We start from the raw sequence: 12,412 nt of genomic DNA, 5'->3' as shown, positions 1-12,412 counted from the left end.
GGGCGGCGACCACCGCCCGGGGCACAGCCGTCTCGTCAGCACCATTCGGGTTCAGCACCATTCGGGTGCCGGACCGCCGCTCGGGTGCCGGGCTCTGCTCCTCCGGAGTGCAGAACCAGCCTGCAGGGCTTAAGTCCTTGGATAAGACAATCCGGATGTCACCCGAACGTCCCGCTAGACTATTAAGGACGCATCAAGGCCCTTGACGGGAATCGTGGGCGTCACAGGGCGCGCCGGGAAGTCTGGTCGGCAACTGCACCACCCGTGCATCCGTTGCCGCTCCCAGCCCCAGGAGGTCCCACGTGACCGATCAGCCGCCCGTCCACGAGCCGACGACCCGCCGCCGGCAACTCCTCGGCCGGCTGTCACTGCCCGAGCGCACCTTCATCACCGACGCCCTGCGTACCGAGACGGTCGGCGGCATGCTGCTGCTGGGCGCCGCCGTCATCGCGCTGATCTGGGCCAACGTCTGGCCGCACGCGTACCAGAGCGTGCTCGACTACACCATCGGCCCCTCCACCCCGCTCCACCTCGACCTCTCCCTGGCCACCTGGGCCAAGGACGGCCTGCTGACGGTCTTCTTCTTCGTCGCCGGGATCGAGCTCAAGCGCGAGTTCGTCGCGGGTGAGCTGCGCACGCCCAGTGCCGCGTTGCTGCCCGTGGTCGCCGCCGTCTGCGGGGTGGCGCTGCCAGCGATCCTCTTCGTCCTGGTGAACTCGGGCAGCGGCGGGCACCTCGGTGGCTGGGCGATCCCGACCGCCACCGACATCGCCTTCGCGCTCGGCGTGCTGGCCGTGGTCGGAAGCCACCTGCCGTCCCCGCTGCGTGCCTTCCTGCTCACCCTGGCGGTCGTCGACGACCTGATCGCGATCCTGATCATCGCGATCTTCTACAGCCACGGCATCAAGCTCTGGGCGCTCGGCCTCGCCTTCGCCGGGCTGGTGCTGTTCTGGTTCCTGCACCGGCGCGGCGTCCACGGCTGGTACCTCTTCGTCCCGCTGGCCGTCGTGACCTGGGCGCTGATGCACGAGAGCGGCATCCACGCCACAGTGGCGGGCGTCGCGATGGGCCTGATGCTGCGCTGCCACCGGGAGGGCGACGAGCAGCACTCCCCCGGCGAGCACATCGAGCACCTGGTCCGCCCGTTCTCGGCCGGCCTGGCCGTCCCGCTGTTCGCGCTGTTCTCGGCCGGGGTGGCGATCTCCGGTCCGAAGCTGCGCGAGGTGTTCACCCAGGCCGCCCCGATCGGCATCGTGATCGGCCTGCTGGTCGGCAAGTCGGTGGGCGTGTTCGGCGGCGCCTGGCTGACCGCCCGGTTCACCAGGGCCGAGCTGAACCCGCGGCTCAAGTGGGCCGACATGGTCGCCGTCTCGGTGCTCGCGGGCATAGGTTTCACCGTCTCGCTGCTGATCAGTGAACTGGCCTTCCCGGACGACCCGGCGCTCGCCGCCCGGGCCAAGACGGCCGTGCTGGTCGGCTCGGTGCTCGCCGCGGCGGTCGCCACGGTCCTGCTGAAGCTGCGCAACCGGCACTACCGCGAGCTGTGCGAGGAGGAGGACCGGGACATGGACGGGGACGGCATCCCGGACGTCTACCAGGAGGACGACCCGGCCTGGCGGGCGAGGGTCGGCGAGCCGACCCACCCGACGGCCCGCGGGGAACACGACCCCGACCCCGGCTCCGGCTCCGGCCACCAGGGCCGGTCGGGACAACCCGGCTGAGGCGCCCCGGAAAGGCCCCCGGGAGGCGCCGAGGGGCCCCGGCGGAGGCGCCCGGAGGGCTCCGGCCGCCGGGACACGTCCCCCCGGCGGGGCCCCGGAGTGGTGTCCGACTGACCGGTAGGGGCATGATTCTGAGCTGTCGACAACCCACAGACGCCTCCGGAACCCCCACGGTCCCCGGAACCGCACACCCGCGGCGGCGTCACGCCGCACAGCCGCAGAGGAGAACCGCTGATGCCCGCAGGAGCCGCAGACCCGTCCAGCAACGGCCGGGCGCCCTACGAGGGCGAGCGTTCGGTGGGGCAGCTGTTCTCGGCGGCCACCGCAGATCTGTCCGCGCTGGTCCACGACGAGATCGCGCTCGCCAAGGCCGAGATCCGGGCGGACGTCAAGCGCGGCGTCTCCGGCGGTGTCTCGCTGATCGTCGCCGGCGTGGTGGCGCTGTTCTCCATCCCGATGCTGAGCGCCGCGGCGGCCTTCGGCATCCACGCGCTGGGCCTGTCGCTGGGCTGGTCCTTCCTGGTCGTGGCGGGCGCCTACCTGCTGCTCGCGGTGCTGCTCGGAATGCTGGCCTGGCGCTCGTTCAAGAAGATCGAGAAGCCGGTCCGCACCATCGAGGGCGCCCAGAAGACCGCCGACGTGCTGAAGAACGCCCGGCCGCGCCCGGCCACCCAGGAGGAGATCGACCGGGCCTTCGGCCGCATCCCGTAACCGGCCCGGCGGGCACGGACCCGCCGACAACGAGTGCCGGGCACGTGTCCGGCGGGCGGATGTGACACGCTCTCGGTATGCCGCTTGACCAGAAGCCCGTGCCTGCGCAGCCGTCCGCCGACTCCGGTGCCGGACTCACCCCCGAAGGTCCCGCCGGCCCCGAAGGACCCGGCACCGCCCCCGAGGGCACCGGCCTGGCGCCCGCGCTGGAGCCCGAACGGGAGCCCGTCGAAGCGGCCTCCGCCGGAGCCCCGGCGACGGGCGGCGAGGCCTGGAGCGTCCGGCAGGCCGGCCCGTGGACGCACCGCGACCTCGCGGCCAACGGTGCCCGGTTCCACATCGCCGAGCTCGGCTCCGGCCCGCTGGTGCTGCTGGTGCACGGCTGGCCCGAGTACTGGTGGGCCTGGCGCCACCAGCTGACCGCGCTCGCCAAGGCCGGCTACCGGGCGGTGGCGCTCGACCTGCGCGGCATCGGCGGCAGCGACCGCACCCCGCGCGGGTACGACCCCGGCAACCTCGCCCTGGACATCACCGGGGTGATCCGCTCGCTCGGCGAGCGCCGGGCGCACCTGGTCGGACACGCCTCCGGCGGCACCCTGGCCTGGGTGGCCGCGGTGATGCGACCGTCCGTCATCCAGAGCCTGACCGTGGTCTCCGCCGCACACCCGAGGGACCTGCGCCGGGCGCTGCTGACCGACCGCCGGCAGTTCGCCGCCTTCGAGCACGTGCTGGGCTTCCAGCGGCCGTGGATACCGGAACGACGCCTGGTGGCCGACGACGCCGAGCTGGTCGGCCGCTACCTGACCTCCTGGACCGGCCCGAACGGCCTGGACGAGGCCGCGGTGCACGCGTACCGGCAGGCGATCCAGATCCCCAGCACGGCGCACTGTTCGATCGAGCCGTACCGCTGGCTGCTGCGCTCGATGGCCCGGCCGGACGGCATCCAGTTCGCCCGGCGGATGAAGAAGCCGATCACCGCGCCGACCCTGCACGTCCAGGGCGCGGCGGACCCGGTGCTGCTGTCGCACACCGCGCTCGGCGGCGGCGAGTACGTGGCGGCGCCGTACCGCTGGCGGCTGCTGCCCGGGGTCGGGCACTTCCCGCACGAGGAGGCACCGGAGGAGTTCACCACCGAGCTTCTGGACTGGGTCGGCCGCCACAAGGAGTGACGTCGCACGGAACCCGACGCGGCCGTACGTGCGGTCGGCCGGAAGGGCCCTTGGACCCAACTCCCTTGCCTTGGCGTTCATATGACAACCGCATAGGCCAACTTCGACGAAGCCCGGGCGGTTACCTCCACCGGCCCAGGGGCATCCCTTCCGGTATGAGTTGGATGCCCGAAAGCGGCGGCGCCCCGCGCGGCCGACGTCACAACAGCCCCCAGCGCTCCGCCCACCGGCCCGACCGGGCGGACGACCTCGGCTTCGACGGCCCCGACGGCCGTCAGCGCACGGAGCGGCGGCAGCTCGGCATCCCCCGCATCCTCGGCCGGCGCGCCCGCTGGGTGGGCGCACGACTGCGGCGCGAGACCTGAGGCCTCGCGCCGCGCCACCTCGGCCGGGGTGCCGGGCACCCCGCACCCCGCTCAGTTCACGATCGTCGGCGACAGCGCGGTGAACCAGAGCAGGACGAAGGTCGCCACCGACATGATCGGCACCAGCACCTTGGTCTCGACGCTGTTGCCGCTGCGCTTGATCAGCACGATCTCGTAGCGCTCCTTGTGCGGCCAGAGCAGCGGCGCGCCCTTCTTGGTCAGGCAGTCGCCGAGCAGGTGCGCCAGCGTGCCCAGCGCCACCGCGTACGGCAGCCAGCCGGGCGAGTTGGGCATCCAGGTGTTCATCCCGAAGGTGCCGAGCGCGGCCAGGCCGATGACGGTGATCCACGCCTCCGGGCCGTCGCCCGGCGGGCAGAGCCGCAGGGCCCGGATCGCGAGCGCCAGCAGGAAGAAGGTCAGCCCCAGGGTGAAGTTGCGCCCGAGGAAGGTGACCCCGGCCCAGGTGCCACCGCCCGTCAGCGCGACGAACAGCAGCGAGTGGGTGGCGTGCCGGTGACCACCGGAGACCCAGGCCACGAAGCGGCAGAGCACCTTGGAGACCGGGCCGAGGAAGTTGGCGATCGAGCCGTCGTGGTGGTCGAGGTCCGGCAGCAGGGCCGCGCCCGCGCACAGCACCGTGCCCATCAGTATGTCCGCCGGCTGCAGGGTGGTGTGCAGCAGCAGCGGGGGCAGGAACGGAGCCGAGGCCGCGTACAGCATCGCCCCGCTCACCGCGTGCGAGTGACCCATCATCGGACTGCCACGACCTCCCGTCGGGCCCACTCCGGGACGGCGCCCGGTTGAGCCGAACGGGTGAGCGCGGCCGAGGCTACCAGTGCCACCTGACGGGGCGACGGATATCGGACGGTCCGGCCCGGCGCGCCCGGGTCCGCCGCCGTCCGGCGGTCCCGGTCGTCCCCGGAACGCCCCGGAGCGGCTTCCGGCCGGGCCCGGTCAGAGCGCGCAGCCCTGGGTGTCCACCCGGGCGGTCGCGGCGCCGCCCTGCACGGCGTCCTCGCGCACCTCGGCCGCGGTCAGCACGTAGCCGGTGTCCCCGCTGTCCAGGGACTTGGCGAAGACCACGCCGTACACCTCGCCGTCCGGGGTGAGCAGCGGGCCGCCGCTGTTGCCCTGCCGGACCACCGAGCGCACCGAGTAGACGTCGCGGACCACCTGGCCCCGGTGGTAGATGTCCGGCCCGTTGGCCTGGATCCGGCCGCGGATGCGGGCCGGCTGGACGTTGAAGGCGCCGTTCTCCGGGAAGCCGGCCACGATCGCGCTGTCGTTGGTCTTCGCCTCGCCCGCGAAGGACAGCGCCGGCGCGTTCAGCTTGGGCACGTCCAGGACGGCGATGTCGCGCTGCCAGTCGTAGCGGACCACCGTCGCGTCGTACAGCTGGCCGACACCGCCGATCTGCACGGTCGGCTCGTTGACCCCGCCGACCACGTGGGCGTTGGTCATCACCCGGTGCGGGGCGAAGACGAAACCGCTGCCCTCCAGGGTCTTGCCGCAGGAGGTCGCCGTGCCGACCACCTTGACCAGGCTCTGCCGGGCCCGCGCCACCGCCGGGCTGGCGGCCAGCGCGGGGTCGGGGGTGTCGACCTGGGTGATCGGCTCGTGCTCGAAGGGGTTGAAGACCTGCGGGAAGCCGTTGCGGGCGAGCACCTTGGAGAAGTCCGAGAACCAGTTCGGCGCGTCGTCGGGCAGCGCGTTCTGCACCTCGCCGAGGATCGCCGAGGAGCGGACCTGTTTGGAGACCGTCGGGAGTGACGCCCCGGCCAGCGCCGAGCCGATCAGCCAGGCCACCAGCAGCATCGAGACGACGTTCACCACCGCGCCGCCGGTCGCGTCCAGCACCCTGGCCGGGCGGCGCCCGATGTGCCCGCGCAGCTTCCAGCCGAAGTGCGCGGTGATCGCCTGGCCGATCGCGGCGAGGACGATCACCACCACGACGGCCACCACCGAGGCCGTGGTGCCGGGGCCGATGTGGTCGAGCAGCAGCGGCAGCAGCTCGACGGCGAGCAGGCCGCCACCGAGGAACCCGACCAGTGAGAGCACGCCGACCACGAAGCCCTGCCGGTAGCCCGACACGGCGAATGCCACGGCCGCGGCGATCAGCAGCACATCCAGGACGTTCACTCGGACACCCTCCCACGGCCCGCGCGCGGGACACGCCGCCGGTCGGTCACGAAGCGTCGTCGTCGCCGCCCGGCAGCACCCGGGAGTGTTCGAGGTCCCCCTGGACCAAGGCCAGCGCGTCGTCCGAGAGGTCGACGATCCGGGACGGGTCCCAGGGCAGCTCCAGGCCGCTGTGGTGCAGCACCCGGTCGATCACCCCGGCGGTGAAGCCCCAGACCAGCCGCCCGGCGACCGCGAAGGCCGGCCCGATGTGCCCGGACGGGTGGCGCAGCCGCACCCGGTTCGCCGGGTCGGCCAGCTCCGCGACGGTGACCCGGAACACCGCGCCGGTCTCGGCCTCGTCCACCGGGCGCACCGGCGACTCCTCGCGCCACCAGCCGAGCACCGGGGTCACCACGAAGCGGCTCACCGGGATGTACAGCCGGGGCAGTTCGGCGAACACCTGCACCCCCGCCGGGTCCAGACCGGTCTCCTCCCAGGCCTCGCGCAGCGCCGCCGCGATCGGGCCCTCACCGTTCGGATCGCCGTCCTCCGGGTCCAGCGCACCACCCGGGAAGGACGGCTGACCGGCGTGCGAGCGCAGCGAGCGGGCCCGCTCGATCAGCAGCAGGTCCGGCCCCTGCGGCCCCTCGCCGAACAGCATCAGCACGGCCGCCGGCCGCCCGCCCTCGGCCGGCGGCAGGAAGCGGCTCAGCTGCTCCGGCAACACCCGCCCGGCCGCCTCGCGGACCGGCTCCAGCCAGGTCGGCAGCCCGTCCAGCTCGATGCCCCGCCCGACGCCCCCGGCTTCAGGGCCGGGGTGCTCCCACCGCCCGCTCATGCGTCCACCGCCAGGTCCGCGACCCGTCCGTGGTGGACGGCGGCGTCCGCACGGGCGGCCGCCTCGCCGGGGAAGTCTGCCGGCGGCCGCAGCCGCTGCCCGGGCTGGCCGCCCATCTCGTACTTCAACAGCTTGCGTGCCTTCTCCGGGTCGGTCTCCCCCTCGCCGTACGAGGGGCAGAGCGGCGCGATCGGACAGGCGCCGCAGGCGGGCTTCTGGGAGTGGCAGATCCGGCGGCCGTGGAAGACCACCCGGTGCGAGAGCATCGTCCACTCCGACTTCGGGAAGATCTCGGCGACGGCCGCCTCGACCTTCACCGGGTCGTCCTCGGCGGTCCAGCCGAACCGCCGGGCCAACCGCCCGAAGTGGGTGTCCACGGTGATGCCGGGGACCCCGAAGGCGTTGCCGAGGACGACGTTGGCGGTCTTGCGGCCGACGCCGGGCAGGGTCACCAGGTCGGCCAGCCGGCCGGGGACCTCGCCGCCGAACTCGTCGCGCAACGCTATCGAGAGGCCGATGAGCGACTTCGCCTTGTTCCGGAAGAATCCGGTCGGGCGGATGACCTCCTCCAGCTCCTCCGGGTTCGCCGCCGCCATGTCCTCCGGCGTCGGGTACTTCGCGAACAGCGCCGGGGTCGTCTGGTTCACCCGCAGGTCGGTGGTCTGCGCCGACAGCACGGTGGCCACCAGCAGTTGGTACGGGTTCTCGAAGTCCAGCTCCGGATGCGCGTACGGGTACAGCTCCGCCAGCTCGCGGTTGATCCTCCGGGCCCGTCGCACCATCGCCAGGTGCGATTCCGGCTTCCTCGGCTTCACCGCCGCCTTCTTCGCCACGGCCTTCCGGACCTTGCTCTCTGCCATGCACGAAGGCTACGCCGACCGGCGGACCGCTCGGGGCCGATCAAGCACGGAAACCGGCCCTGGCAGGGCCTGTTGTCTAATGAACCCCGCCCGTGGCCGTCACCTGACAGGGGGAGAGTGCGGATGATCAGGGTCCTGCTGGCAGAGGACATGAGCATGGTGCGCGGCGCACTGATGGCCCTCCTCGCGTACGAGGAGGATCTGGAGGTCGTCGCGGACGTGGAGCGCGGGGACCTGGTGGTGCCGACCGCCCTGGAGGTGCGACCGGACGTCGTGGTGCTCGACATCGACCTGCCCGGACTGGACGGGCTGCGGGCGGCGGCCGAACTGCACGAGAAGCTCCCCGGGTGCCGGACGCTGATCCTCACCGGACTGGTGCGACCCGCGTACCTGCGCGCCGCGTTCTCCGCCCGTGCGCTCGGTTTCCTCGGCAAGGACGCCCCGGCGCAGGAGCTGGCCGCGGCGATCCGGAAGGTGGCCGCCGGCGAACGCGTCGTCGACCCGGAGCTGGCGCTGGCCGCCCTGGACACCCGGGAGAACCCGCTGACGCCCCGGGAGTCGGAGGTCCTGCGGCTCGCGGCGGAGGGGGACTCCGTCAGCGAGATCGCCGCCCGGCTGTTCATCTCGACGGGCACCGCGCGCAACCACCTGGCCGCCGCGGTGGCCAAGACCGGGGGGCGTGGCCGGGTCGACGCGATCCGGATCGCCGAGGAGATGGGCTGGCTGCCGACGACGTAGCCCGGCGGCGGCTCCCGGCACTCCCGGCGCTCCCGGCGCTCCCGGCGTTCCCTGAGCTCCCGGCGCCTTCGGCGGCACGGCGCCTCGGTGACACGGCGCCTCCGGGGCGGCGGACCGTGCGTTTCGCATGGATCCGGCCGTGGACGGCCCACGACGGGGCTTGCCGGGGCCTTCCTTCGTCAACGAAGGGAATGTCGGCCGGAGCGCCCGGGGCTAGGCTCGCGATGTCATCGAGGGCGTACCACCGGGGGGCTGAGGCGCGTGTTGAAGCTGGCCTGGCGCACGGTACGCGCCCGGAAGGCGGGCTTCGCCGGCGCGTTCACCGCGCTCGTCTGCGCCCTGGTCCTGACCGTCGCCTGCGGGGTCCTGCTGGAGTCCGCCCTGCGCACGGGCACACCCACCGAGCGCTACGCCGCGGCCCCTCTGGTGATCGGCGACAGCACCCGCATCCCGGACGCCGGACCACTGACCGCCGAACTCGCCGGGCTGCCCGGCGTCGCGGCCGCCGTCCCGGAGCTCTCCTTCCCGGCGGCCGTCGTCACCGCCTCCGGGCAGGTCCTGTCCGGACCGCAGGGCGGCCCCTCGCTCGGGCACGCCTGGACGAGCGCCGCCCTCGCCCCGTTCCGGCTGATCTCCGGCCGAGCCCCGGCCGGGCCGGACGAGGTGCTCCTCGACGCCGCGACGGCCGCCCGCGCCGGGGTCGCGCCCGGCGGCACCGTCCGGCTGGCCACCACCGAGGCACCGCGCGGCTACACCGTGTCCGGACTGGCCGCGCCGCCACGGGAGCTGTCCCGTCAGAGCGCGCTCTTCTTCAGCCCCGGGCAGGCCGCCCGGCTCGCCGGGACGGCGACCGGCGCGGACGCGATCGGGCTCACCGTGCGGGACGGGGCCGACCTGCGGGCCGTGGCCGAGCAGGCCCGACGGGCACTCGCCGCGGCGCGGGAGCACGACGGCAAGGCGTCCTGGTCCGGGCCCGGGGTGCACACCGGCGACGAGCGGGGCGAGCTGGAGTTCTCCGGCGCTCCCGGTCCCGGTGACGGCCTCTCCTCGCTGGCCGGGACGACGGGCGTGCTGTCGCTGTTCGTCGCGGTCTTCGTGGTGGCGGGGGCGCTCGCGCTCTCCGTGCAGCAGCGGCTGCGCGAGATGGCCCTGCTGCGGGCGGTCGGCGCCACCACCGGGCAGGTGCGGCGGATGATCGCCCTGGAGACGCTGGTGCTGACCGTCGCGGCCGCCGTCGTCGGCCTGCCGGCCGGGATCGGCCTCGCCGCGCTGCTGCGGGGCGAACTGGTCGACCGCGGGGTGGTCGGCTCGGACGTGCCGCTGCACGTCGGGCCGAGCGCCCCGCTGATCGTCCTCGGCTGCGTCGTCGTCACCGCGCAGCTGGCCGTCTGGGCAGCCGCGCGCCGGGCCTCCCGGGTCGAGCCGACCCGGGCGCTGCGCGACTCCTCGACACCGCGGCCCGGCGTCGGCCGGATCCGGACCGGGCTCGGGCTCGTGACGCTCGCCGTGTGCGGCGTGGTGCTGGCCGGTTCGACGGACAGCCGCCGCGGAGCGGGGACGGCCGAGAGCATGGTGCTGGTGCTGCTGCTCGGGGTGGCCCTGCTCGGGCCGCTGATCGGCCGGGTCGCCAGTGTGGCGATCGGCGGGCCGGTGGGCCGGCTCTTCCCGGTCGCCGGGTTCCTCGCCTCCGCCGCGCTGCGGGCCCAGCCGCGACGCTTCGCCGCCGCCGTCACCCCGCTGGTGCTCGCGGTGGCCTTCACCGGCACGGTGCTGTTCGTCCCGGCCGTCAAGGCGCAGGCCAACATGGCCGAGGACGGCCGACGGCTGCTGGCCGACCACGTGGTCCAGGCCGACGGGATCGGCCTGCCGCCGGAATTCGCCGCCGCGGTACGGCAGTTGCCCGGCGTCGCGGCGGCCGACGGCCTGGTGTCCACGACCGTCCTGGCGTCCGCCGATGACTTCGGCCGGCAGGGCCTGGACGCCCGGATCGTCGACCCGCAGGGGCTGGCGGAGCTGGTCGACCCCGGGGTGACGGCCGGTTCGCTGGACGGGCTGCGTGGCGCGAGCATCGCGCTGGGGCAGCGATCGGCCGCCGCGCTCAAGGCCGGCGTCGGCGCCACCGTCCGGATCGAGTGGCCGGACGGCACCGACAGCACCGCGACGGTGGCCGCCGTGTACGACCGCGACGCACGGTTCGCGGACGCGCTGCTGCCCGACTCCTTCGCCGCCGCCCACACACCGGACCGGCTCGCACCGACCGTGCTGGTCCGCTCCGCCCCCGGCGCCGACCTCCAGCAGGTGGGCCGGGAGCTCCGGGGCCTCGCCCCGGCCTACCCGATGGCCAGGATCAGCGACCGGGCCGACTACGACGCGGCGCGCCGGCACCAGCAGGAGCGGGCCACCGCGGTCGGGCGGCTACTGCTCGGCATGATCAGCCTGTTCACCGCGATCGCCGTGGTCAACACCCTGGTGATGGCCACCGGCGAGCGGCTGCGCGAGTTCGCGCTGCTGCGACTGGCGGGCACCACGCGCGCGCAGGTGCTGCGGATGATGGCCTGGGAGGGCGGGATCACGGTCGCCGTGGCGCTCGCCCTCGGCGCGGCCGTCACCGCCGCCGTCCTGGTCCCGGTCTGCCTCGCGCTCACCGGTACGGCCCGGCCCACGCTGCCCGGGAGTCAGGTGGCCGCGGTGCTGGGCGGGGCGGCGCTGCTGGGGGTGGGCACCGTCCTGCTGACCGCCCGGCTGGCGCTGCGGCGCAAACCGAGCGAGGCGATGGGGGTGCACGAGTAGCCGGGCCGTGCGGACAGGTCAGGCGGCGCGGGCGGCTTCCCGGGCGGGCTCCGCCTCGACGACGGCGGCGAGGTGGAACCAGCCGGCTGCGTCCCGCCGGGCGGTCAGCCGGCCGCCGACGGCCCGCAGCCGCTCGGTGAGGTTCTCGATGCCCTGCCCGCCACCCGGTTCGTGCACGGCGCCGTCCGGTTCACGCGCAGCGCCGTCCGGTTCGCCTGGTACGCCGTCGTTGGAGACCAGCAGCCGGACCGCACCGGGGCCCGCCCCACCGGCCCGGATCTCGCAGCGCCGGGCCGCGCTGTGCCGCAGCAGGTTGGTGACCGCCTCGCGCAGCACGGTGGCCAGCACCGCGTCGAGTTCGGGCGTCAGCCCCTCGCAGTCCAGTTCGGCCTCGACCTCGATCCCGGCCGTCCGCAGCGCCGAGACCGCCGAACGCGCCTCCCTCGCCAGGGACATCCCGACATCGCCGCTGGAGAGCCGACGGGTGTCCGCCATCGCCTGCCGCACCAATGCCAGCACCTCGGCGATCTCCGCGCGGGCGCGCTCCGGGTCCTCCGCGGCCAGCCGTTCGGCGAGCTGGCACTTCAGTGCCGCCACCGAGAGGCTGGAGCCGAGCAGGTCGTGCAGGTCGCGCGCGAAGCGGAGCCGCTCCCGGTCCACCGCGAGTTCGGCCAGCTCGGTCCGGGCCGCCCGCAACTCGGTGATCAGATCCGCGAGTCGGGCCACCCCGTAGACCACGATGCCGCCCACGGCGGCGGACACCGACGCGTTGACGCACTGGCCGAGGTTGCCGCCCAGCGCCGCGCAGAGCGGGTACTGGGCGGCAACCAGCGCGGCGAACAGCACCCGGGAGCGCGGTGGCGCGACGGTCAGCAGCACCGATCCGGCGAACGATCCGGGAATGCCGACCCACGCCCCGTCGAAGAGCAGGAACGGCAGGTAGGTCAGCATCCCGTGGACGACCAGGCTCCACGGCCACCAGCGCCGCGCCAGGCGCCACGGACCGGCGTGCCCGATCTGGAAACCGAGCAGGACCAACAGCATGGCGACGGCCGGCAGTTGGTAGGACAGGCCGTCGTGGTTGCGGACGGTGGCGACC

General features: G+C 74.1%; 11 protein-coding genes. 6 read left to right on the top strand and 5 right to left on the bottom strand.

Going from position 1 to position 12,412, the window contains the following annotated elements; translation table 11 throughout:
• Window positions 1–422: 422 nt before the first annotated feature.
• From nhaA to ACFU7Y_RS27560, 4 genes are all read left to right on the top strand, one after another.
• Complete coding sequence (gene nhaA / locus ACFU7Y_RS27575; RefSeq protein WP_380770000.1) at window positions 423–1,721, top strand: Na+/H+ antiporter NhaA; 1,299 nt, start codon at window positions 423–425, stop codon at window positions 1,719–1,721.
• A gap of 234 nt (window positions 1,722–1,955) precedes the next feature.
• Window positions 1,956–2,432, top strand: a complete 477-nt coding sequence (locus tag ACFU7Y_RS27570) for a phage holin family protein (protein ID WP_224280147.1) — start codon at window positions 1,956–1,958, stop codon at window positions 2,430–2,432.
• Between the two features lie 77 nt (window positions 2,433–2,509).
• Entirely contained in the window at window positions 2,510–3,601 is a 1,092-nt protein-coding gene (locus tag ACFU7Y_RS27565) for an alpha/beta fold hydrolase (RefSeq protein WP_224280145.1), read from the top strand.
• A 155-nt stretch (window positions 3,602–3,756) separates the two neighbouring features.
• On the top strand, window positions 3,757–3,966 hold the full coding sequence (locus tag ACFU7Y_RS27560; RefSeq protein WP_159028462.1) for a hypothetical protein: 210 nt from the start codon (window positions 3,757–3,759) through the stop codon (window positions 3,964–3,966).
• Between the two features lie 51 nt (window positions 3,967–4,017).
• On the opposite strand, the gene ACFU7Y_RS27555 is transcribed toward ACFU7Y_RS27560, so the two are convergent.
• The 4 genes from ACFU7Y_RS27555 to nth form a co-directional block, all read right to left on the bottom strand.
• Window positions 4,018–4,719: a metal-dependent hydrolase gene (locus tag ACFU7Y_RS27555; protein WP_224280143.1), complete on the bottom strand. Its 702-nt coding sequence runs from the start codon at window positions 4,717–4,719 to the stop codon at window positions 4,018–4,020.
• A gap of 201 nt (window positions 4,720–4,920) precedes the next feature.
• Complete coding sequence (locus ACFU7Y_RS27550; protein ID WP_224280141.1) at window positions 4,921–6,105, bottom strand: MarP family serine protease; 1,185 nt, start codon at window positions 6,103–6,105, stop codon at window positions 4,921–4,923.
• A gap of 46 nt (window positions 6,106–6,151) precedes the next feature.
• Window positions 6,152–6,925 carry a CoA pyrophosphatase gene (locus ACFU7Y_RS27545; RefSeq protein ID WP_224280139.1) on the bottom strand — a complete coding sequence of 258 codons (774 nt, stop codon included), beginning with the start codon at window positions 6,923–6,925 and terminating at the stop codon, window positions 6,152–6,154.
• The gene (gene nth, locus ACFU7Y_RS27540) at window positions 6,922–7,785 is read right to left on the bottom strand and encodes an endonuclease III (protein WP_380769996.1); all 864 of its coding nucleotides are present in this window, start codon (window positions 7,783–7,785) and stop codon (window positions 6,922–6,924) included. The genes ACFU7Y_RS27545 and nth overlap by 4 nt, the downstream gene beginning before the upstream one ends.
• A gap of 123 nt (window positions 7,786–7,908) precedes the next feature.
• Between nth and ACFU7Y_RS27535 the strand changes: the two genes are divergently transcribed.
• Both ACFU7Y_RS27535 and ACFU7Y_RS27530 read left to right on the top strand, forming a co-directional pair.
• Window positions 7,909–8,523, top strand: a complete 615-nt coding sequence (locus ACFU7Y_RS27535) for a DNA-binding response regulator (protein ID WP_224280136.1) — start codon at window positions 7,909–7,911, stop codon at window positions 8,521–8,523.
• 261 nt (window positions 8,524–8,784) lie between these two features.
• Window positions 8,785–11,313 (top strand): FtsX-like permease family protein, encoded by a 2,529-nt coding sequence (locus ACFU7Y_RS27530; protein ID WP_380769994.1) that lies wholly within the window; start codon window positions 8,785–8,787, stop codon window positions 11,311–11,313.
• An 18-nt stretch (window positions 11,314–11,331) separates the two neighbouring features.
• Here the strand turns inward: ACFU7Y_RS27530 and ACFU7Y_RS27525 are convergent.
• On the bottom strand, window positions 11,332–12,412 hold a 1,081-nt coding region (locus ACFU7Y_RS27525; protein WP_380769992.1), incomplete at its 5' end, for a sensor histidine kinase.

The organism is Kitasatospora sp. NPDC057542 (assembly GCF_042801945.1).
Lineage (GTDB): Bacteria > Actinomycetota > Actinomycetes > Streptomycetales > Streptomycetaceae > Kitasatospora.
This window is presented reverse-complemented; position numbering and strand designations above follow the sequence as displayed.